At 64.2% G+C, this 15,817-nt stretch carries 14 protein-coding genes, 1 pseudogene and 1 riboswitch; of the genes and pseudogenes, 8 read left to right on the top strand and 7 right to left on the bottom strand.

Annotated elements, in window-relative coordinates; translation table 11 throughout:
• Positions 1–2: 2 nt before the first annotated feature.
• Both NVV79_RS20885 and NVV79_RS20890 read left to right on the top strand, forming a co-directional pair.
• A complete protein-coding gene (locus tag NVV79_RS20885; RefSeq protein WP_303993675.1) occupies positions 3–422 on the top strand; it encodes a GFA family protein in 420 nt (139 codons plus the stop codon).
• Complete coding sequence (locus NVV79_RS20890; protein WP_303993676.1) at positions 419–754, top strand: TfoX/Sxy family protein; 336 nt, start codon at positions 419–421, stop codon at positions 752–754. Before NVV79_RS20885 ends, NVV79_RS20890 begins: the two co-directional genes overlap by 4 nt.
• Position 755: 1 nt before the next feature.
• Here the strand turns inward: NVV79_RS20890 and fabF are convergent, their stop codons facing one another.
• Positions 756–2,042, bottom strand: coding sequence for a beta-ketoacyl-ACP synthase II (gene fabF / locus NVV79_RS20895; RefSeq protein WP_303993678.1), 1,287 nt, complete (start codon positions 2,040–2,042; stop codon positions 756–758).
• A 60-nt stretch (positions 2,043–2,102) separates the two neighbouring features.
• On the bottom strand, positions 2,103–2,519 hold the full coding sequence (locus NVV79_RS20900) for a MarR family winged helix-turn-helix transcriptional regulator (protein WP_146289541.1): 417 nt from the start codon (positions 2,517–2,519) through the stop codon (positions 2,103–2,105).
• Positions 2,520–2,663: 144 nt separating this feature from the next.
• On the opposite strand from NVV79_RS20900, the gene NVV79_RS20905 reads away from it, so the two are divergent.
• Complete coding sequence (locus NVV79_RS20905) at positions 2,664–3,875, top strand: NADP-dependent isocitrate dehydrogenase (RefSeq protein ID WP_146289542.1); 1,212 nt, start codon at positions 2,664–2,666, stop codon at positions 3,873–3,875.
• 184 nt (positions 3,876–4,059) lie between these two features.
• Positions 4,060–4,791, top strand: coding sequence for a head GIN domain-containing protein (locus NVV79_RS20910; RefSeq protein WP_303993687.1), 732 nt, complete (start codon positions 4,060–4,062; stop codon positions 4,789–4,791).
• 46 nt (positions 4,792–4,837) lie between these two features.
• Here the strand turns inward: NVV79_RS20910 and NVV79_RS20915 are convergent, their stop codons facing one another.
• The 4 genes from NVV79_RS20915 to NVV79_RS20930 all read right to left on the bottom strand — a co-directional run bounded on the left by NVV79_RS20915 (position 4,838) and on the right by NVV79_RS20930 (position 9,481).
• Positions 4,838–6,514 carry a VWA domain-containing protein gene (locus NVV79_RS20915; RefSeq protein ID WP_303993690.1) on the bottom strand — a complete coding sequence of 559 codons (1,677 nt, stop codon included), beginning with the start codon at positions 6,512–6,514 and terminating at the stop codon, positions 4,838–4,840.
• 124 nt (positions 6,515–6,638) lie between these two features.
• A complete protein-coding gene (locus tag NVV79_RS20920) occupies positions 6,639–7,652 on the bottom strand; it encodes an iron ABC transporter permease (protein WP_303994356.1) in 1,014 nt (337 codons plus the stop codon).
• Positions 7,653–7,707: 55 nt separating this feature from the next.
• Complete coding sequence (locus tag NVV79_RS20925; RefSeq protein ID WP_303993692.1) at positions 7,708–8,649, bottom strand: ABC transporter substrate-binding protein; 942 nt, start codon at positions 8,647–8,649, stop codon at positions 7,708–7,710.
• Positions 8,650–8,653: 4 nt separating this feature from the next.
• A complete protein-coding gene (locus NVV79_RS20930; protein WP_303993695.1) occupies positions 8,654–9,481 on the bottom strand; it encodes an ABC transporter ATP-binding protein in 828 nt (275 codons plus the stop codon).
• A 109-nt stretch (positions 9,482–9,590) separates the two neighbouring features.
• Positions 9,591–9,805, bottom strand: a riboswitch (cobalamin riboswitch).
• Between the two features lie 82 nt (positions 9,806–9,887).
• Between NVV79_RS20930 and NVV79_RS20935 the strand changes: the two genes are divergently transcribed.
• The 4 genes from NVV79_RS20935 (at position 9,888) to NVV79_RS20950 (ending at position 12,861) form a co-directional block, all read left to right on the top strand.
• Positions 9,888–10,865, top strand: coding sequence for a glycerophosphodiester phosphodiesterase family protein (locus NVV79_RS20935; RefSeq protein ID WP_303993698.1), 978 nt, complete (start codon positions 9,888–9,890; stop codon positions 10,863–10,865).
• 86 nt (positions 10,866–10,951) lie between these two features.
• Complete coding sequence (locus tag NVV79_RS20940; protein ID WP_303993701.1) at positions 10,952–11,884, top strand: DMT family transporter; 933 nt, start codon at positions 10,952–10,954, stop codon at positions 11,882–11,884.
• Positions 11,885–11,977: 93 nt separating this feature from the next.
• On the top strand, positions 11,978–12,637 hold the full coding sequence (locus NVV79_RS20945; protein WP_303993704.1) for a DMT family transporter: 660 nt from the start codon (positions 11,978–11,980) through the stop codon (positions 12,635–12,637).
• 32 nt (positions 12,638–12,669) lie between these two features.
• Positions 12,670–12,861 (top strand): hypothetical protein, encoded by a 192-nt coding sequence (locus NVV79_RS20950; RefSeq protein WP_303993707.1) that lies wholly within the window; start codon positions 12,670–12,672, stop codon positions 12,859–12,861.
• A gap of 207 nt (positions 12,862–13,068) precedes the next feature.
• Here the strand turns inward: NVV79_RS20950 and alaS are convergent.
• A pseudogene (gene alaS / locus NVV79_RS20955) lies at positions 13,069–15,718 on the bottom strand (alanine--tRNA ligase).
• Between the last annotated feature and the right edge of the window lie 99 nt (positions 15,719–15,817).

Raw genomic sequence — 15,817 nt, forward strand, 5'->3', positions numbered from 1 at the left:
CCATGATCGACCTCACCACCCATTGCGATTGCGGGGCGATCACGCTGACGGCCCGCGGACGCGTCGTCTCCATGTTCCAATGCGCCTGCGACAACTGCCAGCGCGTATCGGGCAGCGGCCATTCCAGTGTCGTCTTGCTGCCTGCCGATGCGATCAGCGTGGTCGGCGCCACGAAATCCTGGTCCCGTCCGGCCGAGTCCGGCGCAACCTTCACACGGCATTTCTGCCCCGAATGCGGCACGACCATCCATGCCCGAAGTTCACGGGCGCCCGGTTTCGCCATCCTGCCCGCCGGCCTGTTCTCCGGGCAGAACGACTGGTTCGTGCCTAACCAGCTCATCTTCGCGCGCAGCCACCGGGCCTGGGACCTGATTGCCGACCACCTGCCCTGGCACGAACGCTATCGGGAGGACCCGCAATGAGCCTGCCCGTGGAAGAACTGTCCGACCGCATTCGCAACCTGCTCGAACAGCGGCTCGCCATCACCGAGCAGAAAATGTTCGGCGGCCGCTGTTTCATGCTCAGTGGCAACATGCTGGTCTGCCCGATGAAGGATGGCGGCCTGCTGGTCCGGGTCGGCAAGGAACGTTACGACGAGAGCCTGGCCCTGCCAGGCGCCCGCCCCATGACCATGGGCAGCAAGACCATGGCGGGCTTCGTCGAAGTGAGCGGCGACGTGCTGGAAGACGACGAGGTGCTGCTCGACTGGATCGCACTGGCGCGCGGCTTCGTCGAAACCCTGCCCACCAAGTAGCTCAGGCCGGCGCCTTGCCGAAAACCAGCGCCGCATTGACACCGCCGAAGCCGAACGAGTTCGACAGGGCATAGTCGATGGTCTTGGCCTTGGCGGCATTGGGCACGAGATCGAATATGTCGGCCTCCTCCACCGGATCATCGAGATTGATCGTCGGCGGCAGCACGCCTTCGCGCAGCGCCTTGACCGAAATGATGGCCTCCAATGCGCCCGCGGCGCCCAGCAGGTGGCCGGTCGCGGACTTGGTCGAGGACACGGCAAGATCCTTGCCGCGACCGGGGAATACGGCGGCAATGCCGGCGATTTCGGCCGTATCGCCGACCGCGGTCGAGGTTGCGTGGGCGTTGACATAGCCGACCTGGCTTTGCTCGACACCCGCCATGGCAAGCGCGTTGCGCATGGCGACCTGCGCCCCCGCCCCATCAGGCGAGCCGGCCGTCAGGTGATAGGCATCGGCGGACGTGCCGTAACCGGCGAGCACCGCCAATGGGGTGGCGCCCCGGGCCCGGGCATGGCTGAGTTTTTCGATGACGAGCACCGCTGCGCCCTCGGCCAGCACGAAGCCGTCATGTCCTTTGTCGAAGGGGCGCGACGCCTTGTGCGGCTCATCGGCATAACTGCCGCTCAGGGCGCGCGAAGCACCGAACCCGCCGATGGAAATGGGGTCGACCGAGCCTTCGGCGCCGCCAACCACCGCAACTTCGGCCTCGCCGGTCATGATCAGCCGCATGCCGTCGCCAATGGCCTGGGCCGACGCCGCGCAGGCAGTGACCGGCGTACCGATCGGCCCACGGAAACTGTGGAGGATCGACAGCCACCCGGCCGCCAGGTTGGCAAGGAAGGATGGCACGGTGAAGGGCGAAAGCCGCCGGGGGCCCTTCTGCTGGATGATCTCGACCGCGCGGGCCATGACGGGCGAGCCGCCGACGCCCGAGCCGATGATGGTGGCCGTTGCCGCCTGATCCTCTGGCGCGGTCGGGTGCCAACCCGCCTGGTCCAGCGCCTCGCTGGCGGCACCGATGGCATATTGGATGAACAGGTCCATCTTCTTGATTTCCTTGCCGTCGATGAAATCGGCAGCATCGAAACCGTTCGGATTCTTGTCCTTCGTCGGAACAAGGCCGGCAATGTGGCTGACGAACTCGCTCGTATCGAAGCGATCATTGTGGACGATGCCGCTGCGGCCGGCGACAAGCCCCTGCCAGAGCGTATCGACGCCGACGCCCAGGGGGCTGACGGCACCCATGCCGGTGACAACGATGGGGTCGGCGGGATCGGGCTTCAGCATGGTGGGTTCCTGTGTATATGCACGGAGTGAATTTCTCAGAATTGCGGCAGGGCGATGTCGCTACAGCCGCGACAGATGCCGAAGCCCGTCGATGACAGTGTCAAAATCGGGACTGGCGAGCGCCTCTCGCAGTTCCGCCTGCGAACGCCGCCATTCGGGTAGGATGGCATCAAAGGTCTCGCGACCCTGTTTGGTAAGGGCGCCGAGGCGACCATTGCCGCGCCCGGCCGGCGCGCTAGCGACCAGGCCCTTGCGTTCGAGCAGCGCCAGGTTGCGCGACAGCGTGGTGCGGTCCATGGCCAGCGCATTGGCCGTATCGGTGATCGAGCGTCCTGGATGGTTCGCCAGCGCCCCCAATATGTTGAACTGCGCCGCAGTGACGCCAAAGCCGCGCAATTTGCGATCGGCACGGCGGGTCACCGCACGAGCCGCCATGCGCGTATTGAGAACGAGGCAAAGGTCGAAATCATCGATCATGTGCTGCCAGATAAGCGTGCATATGCACGATGTCAACCGGCATGCCCCCTTGCCCTTTGCCGGCTTTGCGCCGCGGCGCACCGATGCTATAGGGCACGCCGAAGGCCAGAGGGCCAATATGCGGATTTCAGGGAGATATTTCCGATGAGCAAAATCAAAGTCGCCAACCCGGTCGTCGATCTCGACGGCGACGAGATGACCAGGATCATCTGGCAGGCGATCAAGGACAAGCTCATTCACCCCTATCTCGACCTGCCGATCGAATATTACGATCTCAGCGTGGAAAGCCGCGACGCCACCGATGACCAGATCACGGTCGATGCCGCCAAGGCGATCCAGAAGCACGGCGTCGGCATCAAATGCGCCACCATCACCCCCGATGAGCAGCGCGTCGAAGAGTTCAAGCTCAAGAAGATGTGGAAGTCGCCCAACGGCACCATCCGCAACATCCTGGGCGGCGTGATCTTCCGCGAGCCGATCATCTGCAAGAACGTGCCGCGCCTCGTGCCCGGCTGGACCCAGCCGATCATCGTCGGCCGCCATGCCTTCGGCGACCAGTATCGCGCCACCGACTTCTTGTTCCCCGGTAAGGGCACGCTGACCATCAAGTTCACCGGCGAAGACGGCAAGGTCATCGAGCACGAAGTGTTCCAGGCCCCCGGCGCAGGCGTCGCCATGGCCATGTACAACCTCGACGATTCGATCCGCGACTTCGCCCATGCGAGCTTCAACTATGGCCTCGCCCGCGGCGTGCCGGTGTATCTCAGCACCAAGAACACCATTCTCAAGGCCTATGACGGCCGCTTCAAGGATATCTTCCAGGAAATCTACGAAGCCGAGTTCAAGGAAAAGTTCGAAGCCGCCAAGATCTGGTACGAGCACCGCCTGATCGACGACATGGTTGCCTCGGCCCTCAAGTGGTCCGGCGGCTATGTCTGGGCCTGCAAGAACTATGACGGCGACGTGCAGTCCGACATCGTGGCGCAGGGTTTTGGTTCGCTCGGCCTGATGACCTCGGTGCTGGCCACCCCCGATGGCAAGATCGTCGAAGCCGAAGCTGCCCACGGCACGGTGACCCGTCACTACCGCCAGCACCAGCAGGGCAAGGAAACCTCGACGAACTCGACCGCCTCGATCTTCGCCTGGACCCGTGGCCTCGCCCACCGCGCCAAGCTCGACGACAACGAGGCACTGGCCAAGTTCGCCGCGACGCTGGAAAAGGTCACCGTCGACACGATCGAAGAAGGCAAGATGACCAAGGACCTGTCCCTGCTCGTCGGCCCCGATCAGCCGTGGCTCTCGACCCTCGGCTTCCTCGACGCCATCGACCAGAACCTGCAGAAGGCCATGGCGTAACCAACCCGTTACGCTTGAAATTCGAAAAGGCCGGGTCCGCGCGACCCGGCCTTTTTTGCGCACTAGGTAACACGGATGTTACCTTCAACCCCGCTCCCGGCGATTTTTGTCGCCCGACGCGGGTTGAGCTGTGCTGATGCCCGCCCATATGCGGTGGGTCCAGGGCTCATTGGAGGGATCAGACATGCGCCGCAGTATCGCAATCGCCACCGCCGCAACAGCCGGCCTTCTCCTCGGCACTGCCGCATTCGCGCAGAGCGCCGACTTCGATTTCAGCGGCTTCGACCGCGTCGATATCGCCACCGGGCTCGACGCCCGGATCACCCAGGGCGACAGCTTTTCGGTTCGCGCGGAATCGCGCAGCCAGGATGCGCTGGACCACCTGCAGATCAGCGTTGATGGCGGCACCCTGACCGCCCGTTTCGAGCAGAGCTTTCTCGATTTCATCATCAGCGGCGGGCTGGTCGGCCAGTTGCTCAATAGCGGCAACGCCATCACCATCGACATCACCTTGCCGGCCTTGGCCGGCGTCACCGCCAGCTCGGGCGCCGATGTCGGCGTGATCGCCGTGACCAACGAGCGGCTCGAACTCGACGCATCGAGCGGCGCCGATATCAAGGTGACCGACGCCGTACTGGGCCACGCCATCGTCTCCGCTTCGAGCGGGTCCGATATCGAAATCAGCGGCTCTGCCGATACGGTGGAAGCCGACGCCTCCAGCGGCTCCGACATCGATGCGGATGATCTCGTGTCCAGCAACGCGATAGCCGAAGTCTCCAGCGGCGCCAACGTGTCGGTGCATGCCACCGCCCGGATCAGGGCCGACGCATCGAGCGGCGGGGATATCGAGGTCCGGGGCAATCCGGCAGACCGCGACGTGGACACCTCCAGCGGTGGCGACGTCAGTTTCGACTAAACAGAAGGGCGCCCCATCGGGCGCCCTTCTCGCATCTGTTTTGTGGCTATTTGCTCTTGCCCGCCGGGGCGGCTTCCACGGTCAGTTCGAACCGTTCGCCGCCTTTGATGGTAATCGGGGTTTCGCTCTCTCCGTCGCCGATACGGGCGAACACGACATAGTCTCCGTCCGGCAGCGTGGTCTGGAAATCCGGGCCATAGCCATAGTCGAAGGACTGGCGTTTGCCATCGATGCTCTTGGCCGCGCCGAACACCTCGACATAGTTGTCGCCGGGCGTGGCAACGGCCAGCACGCCGGCATCGAGCATAACGACCACCTCGGTGAGTTCAGCCGTCTTGACCGAGAACGGCACTTCGCCCTTGGCGCCGCGTAGTCTGTAGACGGCGACGTAGTCGCCTTCAGGCAGTTCGAAGCTCACGTCACCGCCATAGGTGTAGGCCACCGACTTGCGCGAGCCGTCCAGGGCCTTTGCCGCGGCAAGAACCTCGATGAAGATATCGTCCGAAGCCGGCATGCCCTCGACATAGAACGAGGCGATCTCGGCCCGACCGACGCCGACAATCACATCCTCGTCGATCGTCTCGCCCGCCGCCACATCATAGCTGCGCGTCACGGTCGCTTCGCCGATGGACACATCGACCTCGAGCGCCCCGGCCGGAACGACCAGATTGGTGTCGCCGTAATTGGTGGTGACATAGTCGCCGGCATGGCGGATTTCGACCGCGGCATTTTCATCGACATCGGCACCCTCGCTGGGCAGCGGATGCAGCTTGAGAATGATGCCATTGAGCACGAAATGTGGCGCGGCAACCTTGCCCGCCTCGATGGTCACGGGCTGGGATGTGCGGGCATAGCCCATCCTGGCGGTCATGATGTAGTCGCCGGGCTCCAGCGTGCCTTCAAAATCCGAATTATAGTCGGTACCGACATACTCGCCCTGGCTGCCGTCAGCGGCGACCCTGTACCATTCCCAGACCAGATCGGCATTTTCGTTTGCGAGATCAGGTCCGCCTTCGGAGAGGGAAGCGGTCGGCTTGTAGTTGTAGTCTGCAACGGGCTCGGGTTCCGGTTCGGGAGCAGGTTCCGGTTCGGCCTGCACCACCTGCGCAACAGTGGTCGTCAGCGCCTCGACCAGCGCATTTCCGTCATTGGCGGACAGGTATTTGCCGCCGGTATTTTCTGCGAGGCACGCCACCTGCTGGCCCTCGTCGTCCGACAGGCCGAAGCCCAGGACATGCGTGGTGAAGTCGATGCCCTGAGCCTCAAGCTCGGACGCCAGCGCGCAGGGATCGACTTCGCAGGTTTCAAGGCCGTCGGTGATGAGGATCACGGTGGCCTTCTGCTCGGTGAAGAGCAGGTCTTCCGCCGCAAGGCGCACCGCATCGGAAATCGGGGTCATACCCTTGGGGTTGATGCCGTCGGCCGCAGCCGCAATGGCGGCACCGGTGCCGGTCGCCGGCTCCACCAGCATTTCGATATCGGAACAATTGCCCTTCTCGCGGTGGCCATAGGTCATGAAGCCGAGCTCGAGATCGTCGGGCAGCGTGGCCAGCACTTCGTGCAGCGTCTCGCGCGCGATGGTGATGCGCGCCTTGCCGTCAATTTGCGCCCACATCGAACCCGACCCATCGAGCACGATGATGGCCCGCTCGGCGGCAACCGCCGGCAGCGCCAGGCCGAGTGCCGCAATGGCTCCCAGCAAGAAGTTTCGAACAATCCGCATGGGTAGCCCTCCAGCAGCAGCGGCCTCGACTATCGAGCACCGCACAACAGCGTGCAATTGAAATCACGCGCCAGATGACGCCGGAATGAATGCTTCGTTCAGACAATAGAGTAACTTGCCGGAACTACTCGGCCCCTGTCTTGCGCCAGCGCAGCAGGCCGACAAAGAACAGCCCACCGATAACCCCCGTCAGCACGCCGATCGGCATGTCCTGCGGCGGCATGAGGGTGCGGGCGGCAATATCGGCCAGCACAAGGAAGATGGCCCCGACCAGCGCCGAGAGCGGCAACACCCGCCGGTAATCGCCACCCACGCCCATGCGGACGATATGGGGGATCATCAGCCCGACAAAGGCGATGACGCCGGAAAAGGCCACGGCCGAGCCCGTGAGCAAGGCACAAACGATAAACACGGTGAGGCGGAACCGGTTGGCGGGAATACCCAGCGTGGTGGCACTTTCATCGCCCAGCGTCATGGCATTGAGGGCACGGGCTCGCGCGATGAGGTAACCCCCGCAAAGAACCAGTGCTGCCAGCGGAAACGGCAATTGCGGCCATTGCGCCAGGCCCAGCCCGCCCAGCATCCAGAAGACCACCGTATGGGCCGCACGCGGATCGCCGAGGAAGATGAAGAGGTTTCCGGCGGCAGTGATGATGAAGCTGATGGCAACGCCGGCCAGTACCAGCCGGCCGGCGCTTTGCGATTTGGTGAGGTTGGAGACGGCCAGCACGAGACCAGTCGCCACCAGTGCGCCGGCAAAGGCGAAGAGCGGCACGGTGACGAGGCCGAGGAACATGCCGGTATGCAGCAGCACGAGGATCGCCCCGAAACCCGCACCGGACGAAATGCCCAGCAGATGCGGATCGGCCAGCGGATTGCGCGTGACCGATTGCAGGGCAGCCCCGACCACAGCGAGGCTGGCCCCGACAATGGCCCCGAGCACGATGCGCGGCAGGCGCACCTCCCAGACGATGGCTTCGCGGCCCGCCGGCCAGTCCACGCCAACGCTGCCGGGTATGAGCTTGGACGCAATGATGCGCCAGACCGTTTCGACGGGAATGGGCACCGCCCCTGCCCCCACCGCCACCGACATGGTGACGACGAGCAGGATGGCCAGTCCCCCAATGAGGACCGGCATCCAGTGCGCAGCCGCATGGCGGCGGCCAGTGGCGAGATGGCGGTGCGACACGGATCTACTCCCGGAAGGCCGCAGCGAGGCGCTTCACCGCCTCGATATTGCGCGGACCGGGCGTGGCCTCGACATATTCGAGCACGACGAAGCGGGCATGAGCCACGGCCGGAATGGAGGCAAAGGCGGGGTTGGACTTCATGAAGTCGATCTTCTGCTCGGCGGTCACCTCGCCATAGTTGACGATGACGATCACCTCCGGATTGCGCTCGATCACCGGCTCCCAGCCGATCTCGACCCAGCTCGACTGCACATCGTCCATGATGTTGGAGCCGCCCGCCGCCTCAATCAGCGCGGTGGGGATGGCAAAGCGCCCGGCCGTGAACGGCTTGTCCTCGCCCGAGTCATAGACGAAGACCGGCACCGGCGCTTCGAGCAACGGCAGCGTGGCCTGGAAATCGGCCAGCTCCTGCTTATAGCCGTCGACCAGCGCCGTGGCCCGATCGGCAACATCGAAGATGGCGCCGAGGTTCAGCAGGTCGTTGTAGAGATCATCCATGGAGGCCTTGGGCTTGTCCATGATGTGGATGCAGCTCTCGGTCAGCTCGTAGACGGCGATGTCGAACTCGGCCAGCGTCTCGGGCGTCACCTCGCCGCCAACGCGCATGCCGTAGTTCCAGCCGGCGAAATAGAAATCGGCATCGGCGCCGAGCAGCACTTCCTTGCTCGGATATTCCGGCGAGAGTTCGGGCAACTCGGCCACGCCCTCGCGCAGCGTCTCGTCCAGCGTCTTCCAGCTCGAAACGCCGGTATAGCCAACCATATGGTCGGTGAGGCCGAGCGCCAGCATCATCTCGGTGAGATTGACGTCGTTGGAGACGGCGCGCTGCGGGGCGGAATCGAAGGTCACGTCGCGGTTGCAGCTCTGCACGGTCACCGGATAGCCGGCGGCGAGAGCCGAAGAGCTGGCGGCCGCCAGCGCGGCCAGGGCAAGAACGAGGCGCATGAGATCACTCCTGGATCTGGTTGGGGAGATAGAAACTGAGACGCGGCCGGCCCGTGGCCGGATGGGCGTCGAGCAGGGTTTCGACGGCAAAGGCCGCGCGAATGGTGGATTGGGTGAGTGCCTCGCCCGGCGCACCGATGGCAGCGACACGGCCCCCATCGAGCAGCAGCACGCGATCGGCATGGGCCGAGGCCAGAGCCAGGTCATGCAACGAGACGATGACCGTGCAGGCCAGTCGCCCCAGCAGATCGAGCACTTCGAGCTGGTGCCTGATGTCGAGATGATTGGTCGGCTCGTCCAGAATCAGAAGATCAGGTTTCTGCAGCAAGGCCCGGGCAATCATCACCCTTTGCCGCTCGCCGCCCGACAGAGTGGCCAGGTCGCGCGGCGCCAAATGGGTCAGCTCCATCAGCGCCAGCACAGCCTCGACCGCCTCATAGTCCGAGCGATCCGTGCCCCAGCCGCCGCGATGCGGCGTCAGGCCCAGCTCGACGATTTCGGCGACGGTGAGGCCGAAATCGGAGGCCTGTTCCTGCAGCACGGTAGCGATGCGGCGTGCCACCATCTTGCCGGGCAGCGACCAGATATCGGCGCCATCGAGGCGGACTATGCCGGAGCTTGGCCGATGATAGCGGTAGAGGCAGCGCAACAGACTGGACTTGCCAGCGCCATTGGGACCCACCAGAGCCAGCATCTGGCCCGGTTCGACCATCAGGGACAGCGGGCCGACAATGGGTTCGCCCGAGCCCACGCCCCAGCTCAGGTCGTCGATGTCGAGCCGCGCCGGATGCGCGCCGGTGAAGCGGTCAGCCGAAATACCGCCGGATGCCATAGGCAACCTCCGCCGTCAGGCAGGAGGGCACGGGCGATCCGAGCAGCGGAATAGCAGCGTTTGTGCGGCAACTGGTCATCATCGTCTCCCGCGGCACACCCCGGCCGGGTTGAAAGGAAAGGATGACGGCAGGTCTCCTGGCTCGCGGGTCGCTGCGGCGCCGGACCTTCCCAGCCATTCGGCCAGTGGTAATCCCGGTGTCGCTATCCGCTCACAGTTGCGGGGGCAGCCACGGTCTTGCGCCCTGATGGGTACGTCGCACCGTGTTCCCTTTAATCCCGCCGCCCGAGAGGGGCGGCCGGAACCATCGGTTTCAGTGATGCGGGATTCGTCCCGCCAAGGCAAGCGCCTCATTTCGACCCCAATGGCTGCGAAAATTGGCGCCGGGCATTTGGGGGGAATCATCATGCGTTGGTTGCGGCGGATCCTGCTGGCATTGCTGGTGCTGGCAGCCGGCATCTATGTGTTCAATGCCAGTTGGCGCGCGGCCGCGCCTGATGATCCGCAGGTGGCATTGATCGCCCATCGTGGCGTCCACCAGACCTTCAACCGCGAAGGGCTGGAAAACGATACCTGCACCGCCGAGCGTATCTATCCGCCCGAGCACCAGTATATCGAGAACACCATCGCCTCGATGCAGGCCGCCTTCGCCGCTGGCGCCGACATTGTCGAACTCGATGTGCACCCCACCACCGATGGCCAGTTCGCCGTGCTGCATGACTGGACCGTGGATTGCCGCACCGAGGGCACCGGCGAAACACGCAGCCATGACATGGCCTATTTGAAGACCCTCGATATCGGTTACGGCTACACCGCCGATGGCGGCGCCACCTTCCCCCTGCGCGGCACCGGCGTCGGGCAGATGCCCGAGCTCAAGGAAGTGCTCTCCGCCATGCCGGACCGGCAATTCCTGGTGAATTTCAAGAGCCGGGAAGAGCGTGAGGGCGACATGCTGGCGGCGCTGATGGCCGAGCATCCCGAATGGCGCCACGCCGTCTGGGGTGCCTATGGCGGGGACGAACCGACCTATCGTGCCGCAGACCTCATCGATGGCCTCGCCGTCTGGTCGCGGCGGGGTCTCGTCGACTGCCTGCTGCAATATGAAGGGTTGGGCTGGACCGGCTACATGCCGGAAGCCTGCCGCAACACCAAGGTCATGGTGCCGCTCAACGTGGCGCCCTTCATCTGGGGCTGGCCCAATCTCTTCCTCGAACGCCTCCGCAATGCCGGCAGCCAGGTCATCCTGCTCGGCCCCTATGATTCCGGCGATCCCGGTACGGCCGGCATCGATACGCTGGAGCAACTGGCGCAGGTGCCGGACAGTTTCGAGGGTTACATCTGGACCAACAGGATCGAGATCATCGGGCCGGCCATGCAGCAATAGCCCGCGACACAATTCCCATCGACGGAACGCCTGGCGCCCTCTAGGGTCGCTCCATTGCCCGCAGCCCTCGTTTTTCTGGATGTGTCATGCCGATCGGCGTGTTGTATGCAGTTGTCGCCTATTCGGTCTATTCCTGTGGCGACGCCATCATCAAGGGTTTCGGCCAGAGCCTCTCGGTCTTCGAGATCGGCTTCTTCATCGCCGTCTTCGGGCTCATCCCCGCCGCCTTCGCCAAGCCGAAGGGCGAGCATTGGCGCAACAGCTTCCGCCTCGAGCATGTGGCGCTGGTCCACCTCCGCTCCTTTACCGGCGTGGCCTCGTCGATCCTGGTCACGGTGTCCTTCACCACCATCCCCTTCGCCGAGACCTATTCGCTGGTCTTCATGATGCCACTGTTCATCACGGTAATGTCGGTTCTTATCCTGCGCGAACGCGTCGATATCGTGCGCTGGTCCATGCTCGCACTGGGGTTTATCGGCGTCATGCTGGTGGTGCGGCCCGGCTTTCGGGAACTCGAATTCGGACACCTGACCGCCCTGCTCTGTGCCGTCTTCGGCGCCGCGACCACCACCATATTGCGCGTCATCGCGCCCACCGAAAAGCGGGTGAGCCTGATCGCGCTGCCCGCAATCTACATGATCGTCGTCAATGCAGTTCTGATGGTGCCCACCTTCGTCATGCCCACGCCGCAGCAATTCGGCCTGCTGGCCGCCTCGGGAAGCCTGGTCGGACTGGGCCACATCCTGCTGATCGCGGCCACCCGCAACGCCCCGGCCAGCCAGGTCGCGCCCATCCAATATGTGCAGATCGTCTGGGCCATCGGGCTGGGGGCGTTCTTCTATTTCGAATATCCCGACCTGCTGGCCTATATCGGGCTTGCCGTCGTGATCCTGTCCGGGCTGGTCAATGTGTTCGTGGATGGCGCCCGGGCACGCATTGCCGGCCGCTTTGCCGAATACCGCGCCGCCCGCCCCGGCCCGCCGACCAACATTACCGAAGTGCAGGGTCCCGAAATATAGTTCGATCCCGTCGCACGCCCCGTCGACGGCTTGCCGCATCGCTTGTATGGTACAGCCAGTCTTTCGAGTCCTTTCTATTTCCTGGATATTTCGATGCCGGTCGGCGTCCTCTTTGCGTTCCTGGCCTATGCCAGCTTTTCCGTCGCGGACGCCCTCATCAAGGCCACCGGCCCGGCCATGTCGGTCTTCGAGATCGCCTTCTTCACCACGAGCCTCTCCATCATTCCCGCCATGCTGACCAAGCGCGGCGAGCGCTGGCGCGATCTCTACAAGCTGCAGCACCCCCGGCTGGTGCACCTGCGCTGCGCGACCGCAATCGCCAGCACGGCGTGCGTGATGTTTGCCTTCACCCACATTCCCTTTGCCGATGTCTATGCCATCGGCTTCCTGACGCCGATCATGGTCACCCTGCTGGGCGTGCTGGTGCTCAAGGAGCATGTGGCCCTGCATCGCTGGCTGCTGCTGATCATCAGCTTTCTGGGCGTGGTGCTGGTCATCCGCCCCGGCGTTCGCGAGCTGCAACTGGGGCACCTCGCCATTTTCATCAGCGTCTTTCTCGGCGGCATCACCACCATCATCCTGCGCCATGTGGCGCCCAGGGAGCGGCGCGTCAGCCTGGTGGGCCTGCAGGTGCTGTATTCGGGCATCATCAACGGGCTGCTGATGATCCCGTTCTTCGTAATGCCGTCGCTGGAGCAGATGGCCGTTTTCCTCGGCATCGGCCTGTTGGGGGGACCGGCGGCCTGCTGCTGATCTCGGCGGCAAAGCGCTCGCCGGCGAACCTGGTGGCGCCGGTGCAGTACAGCCAACTGATCTGGGCCATCGTGTTCGGGGCGCTGTTCTTCGGCGAATACCCCGACTATGTCGCCATTATCGGCCTCGTCATCGTGCTCGCCGCGGGCCTGGCCAACGTGTTGACCGAGAAGCTGAAGATCGTCTGGAAGCCGCGGCTGTTCTTCTTCCGCACGGGGCTTTGAGGACCGTCACCTTTGATTATCCAGTAGACCTCATCCTGAGCCCGTCGAAGGACGAGGTCGTGGCCACAAGGCCTCCACTCGTCCGACCTCATGGTTCGACAAGCTCACCATGAGGTCTCCAGAGGAATCCTGGATTTCGCGCCGCCCGGCCGCAGCCAGCACGAACCACCCGGGGCAAGCCGGATGGTTCGATAATAGGTCGTCTGGCTAAAGCGCGGCGCGAACCGCCGCGATGGCCTCGGCGGCTTTTCCGCCGTCCGGCCCGCCGCCCTGCGCCATGTCGGGCCGGCCGCCGCCACCCTGCCCGCCCAAAGCGGCGGTGGCCAGCTTGATCAGGTTGCCGGCGGCATAGCGGGCCGTCAGGTCATCGGTGACGCCGATGGCCACGGTGCCCTTGCCGTCATCGCCCTTGAGCACGACGGTCACGACACCCGAGCCGATGCGCTTCTTTTCGGTATCGACCAGGCCCTTCACGTCGCGGGCGGGAATGCCTTCCACCGTGCGGCCCACATAGGTGACCCCGTTGACGTTTTCGTCGGCCGAGGCGGATGCGCCCGATCCGGCACCGCCACCTAGGGCCAGCTTCTTGCGGGCATCGGTCAGCTCGCGCTCGATCTTCTTGAGATTTTCCTGCAGGGCCGAAATGCGATCGAGCACTTCATGGCTGCCCGACCGGAGCAGGCCGGCCGCAGCGTCGACAATCGCGACATTGGTGTTGCCGCGATGGCGGGCCGCCTTGCCGGTCAATGCCTCGATGCGGCGCACGCCGGCGCCGACCGCGCTTTCGGCGACGATGGAGACGAGCCCGATATCGCCGGTGCGGCGCACATGGGTGCCGCCGCAGAGTTCCACGGACCAGCCCAGGCCATTGCCGGTCGGCTCGCCCATGGCGACCACGCGCACTTCATCGCCATACTTTTCGCCGAACAGGGCGCGCGCGCCCCGATTCCTTGGCTTCCTCGACGCCCATCAGCCGGGTTTCGACCGGCGTATTCTGCAGCACGATGGCATTGGCGATATCTTCCACCTCGGCCATTTCCTGTTCCGTGACCGGCTTGGTGTGGACGAAGTCGAAACGCAGGCGATCGGCCGAGACCATCGAGCCCTTCTGCGCGACATGGTCGCCCAGCACGATGCGCAGGGCTTCATGCAGCAGATGAGTGGCCGAATGGTTGGCGCGGATCGACGAACGGCGCTCATGATCGACCACCAGCGTCACCGGCTGGCCGAGCTTGAGACTGCCCTCGGTGACGACGACCTTGTGGGCGAAGACGCCATGGTGCTTCTGCGTGTCGCTGACCGTGGCCGTCAGGCCTTCGCCGGTGAGCAGGCCGGTATCGCCGACCTGGCCGCCGCTTTCGCCATAGAACGGGGTCTGGTTGAGCACGGCAAAGCCTTCTTCGCCACTGGCCAGCGACGCGACTTCCTTGCCGTCCTTCAGCAGGGCCTTGACCTCGCCCTCGGCCGTTTCGGTTTCATAGCCGAGGAACTCGGTGGGACCGAGCTTGTCGGCCAGGCCATACCAGACCGTGTCGGTGGCCGCCTCGCCCGAGCCGGACCAGCTCTTGCGGGCTTCGGCCTTCTGCGCCGCCATGGCGGCGTCGAAGCCGGGCTGGTCGACGGTGATGCCGCGACTGCGCAGGGCGTCCTGGGTCAGATCGAGCGGGAAGCCATAGGTGTCGTAGAGCTTGAAGGCGCTGGCGCCGGCGAGCACAGCGCCTTCGCCCATATCCCGCGTCTCTTCGGCTAGCAACTGCAGGCCGCGGCCGAGCGTCTTGAGAAAGCGCCCTTCCTCCAGCAGCACTGTCTCGGTGATCATCGCCTCGCCGCGGCTGAGCTCGGGATAGGCCTGGCCCATTTCGCGCACCAGCGTCGGCACCAGCTTGTGGATGACAGGCTCGTTGGCGCCAAGCAGGGTCGCATGGCGCATGGCGCGGCGCATGATGCGGCGCAGCACATAGCCACGGCCTTCATTGGAGGGCAGCACGCCCTCGGCGATCAGGAAGCTCATCGAGCGCAGGTGGTCGGCGATGACGCGCAGGCTGCGATTGCCTTCGCCATTCACATCCGCGCCGGTAGCCGCGGCAGCAGCGCCGATCAGCGCCTTGAACAGGTCGATATCGTAATTGTCATGCACGCCCTGCATGACCGCGGCGATGCGCTCGAGGCCCATGCCGGTATCGATCGAAGGATGCGGCAAGCCGTTGCGCGAGCCGTCGCCATGCTGCTCATACTGCATGAAGACGAGGTTCCAGATCTCGATCCAGCGGTCGCCATCTTCCTCGGGCGAGCCCGGCGGACCACCCCAGATATGCTCGCCATGGTCGTAGAAGATTTCCGAGCACGGACCGCAGGGACCGGTATCGCCCATCTGCCAGAAATTCGACTTGGCGCCGAGCCGCACGATGCGGTCCTCGGAAAGGCCGGCAATCTTCTTCCACAGCTCCAGCGCCTCATCATCGTCCTGGTAGACGGTGACCATGAGCTTGTCCTTGGGCAGGCCCCAGTCCTTGGTCAGCAGGTTCCAGGCCAGTTCGATGGCATGGTCCTTGAAGTAGTCGCCGAACGAGAAATTGCCGAGCATCTCGAAGAAGGTGTGGTGGCGCGCTGTGAAGCCGACATTGTCGAGATCGTTATGCTTGCCGCCGGCGCGCACGCATTTCTGCGCCGTGGTGGCGCGCGAATAGGGGCGCTTCTCGACACCGGTAAAGGTGTTCTTGAACTGCACCATGCCCGAATTGGTGAACATCAGCGTCGGATCGTTCCGTGGCACCAGCGGGCTCGATGCCACAGCGTGGTGACCATTGCGGGCAAAGTAGTCGACAAAGCTCGAACGGAGGTCGTTTACGCTGGTCATTAGAGGGCTTTCATTGCGGAAACTGGCGCTGTTGCGCCGCAGAACAGGTCGGCAGGCTTTCTATCGTGCAGCTTGCCGCCCTGTCCAGCATTGCGGCAT

This window comes from Devosia ginsengisoli (assembly GCF_024707105.1).
Taxonomy (GTDB): Bacteria; Pseudomonadota; Alphaproteobacteria; order Rhizobiales; family Devosiaceae; genus Devosia; species Devosia ginsengisoli_A.

Coding starts and splice junctions, on each gene's coding strand:
- NVV79_RS20900 (WP_146289541.1), bottom strand. CDS start 2,519: ATGATCGATGATTTCGACCTTTGCCTCGTTCTCAATACGCGCATGGCG.
- NVV79_RS20935 (WP_303993698.1), top strand. CDS start 9,888: ATGCGTTGGTTGCGGCGGATCCTGCTGGCATTGCTGGTGCTGGCAGCC.
- NVV79_RS20910 (WP_303993687.1), top strand. CDS start 4,060: ATGCGCCGCAGTATCGCAATCGCCACCGCCGCAACAGCCGGCCTTCTC.
- NVV79_RS20925 (WP_303993692.1), bottom strand. CDS start 8,649: ATGCGCCTCGTTCTTGCCCTGGCCGCGCTGGCGGCCGCCAGCTCTTCG.
- NVV79_RS20890 (WP_303993676.1), top strand. CDS start 419: ATGAGCCTGCCCGTGGAAGAACTGTCCGACCGCATTCGCAACCTGCTC.
- NVV79_RS20885 (WP_303993675.1), top strand. CDS start 3: ATGATCGACCTCACCACCCATTGCGATTGCGGGGCGATCACGCTGACG.
- NVV79_RS20920 (WP_303994356.1), bottom strand. CDS start 7,652: ATGCCGGTCCTCATTGGGGGACTGGCCATCCTGCTCGTCGTCACCATG.
- NVV79_RS20915 (WP_303993690.1), bottom strand. CDS start 6,514: ATGCGGATTGTTCGAAACTTCTTGCTGGGAGCCATTGCGGCACTCGGC.
- NVV79_RS20940 (WP_303993701.1), top strand. CDS start 10,952: ATGCCGATCGGCGTGTTGTATGCAGTTGTCGCCTATTCGGTCTATTCC.
- NVV79_RS20905 (WP_146289542.1), top strand. CDS start 2,664: ATGAGCAAAATCAAAGTCGCCAACCCGGTCGTCGATCTCGACGGCGAC.
- NVV79_RS20945 (WP_303993704.1), top strand. CDS start 11,978: ATGCCGGTCGGCGTCCTCTTTGCGTTCCTGGCCTATGCCAGCTTTTCC.
- NVV79_RS20930 (WP_303993695.1), bottom strand. CDS start 9,481: ATGGCATCCGGCGGTATTTCGGCTGACCGCTTCACCGGCGCGCATCCG.
- fabF (WP_303993678.1), bottom strand. CDS start 2,042: ATGCTGAAGCCCGATCCCGCCGACCCCATCGTTGTCACCGGCATGGGT.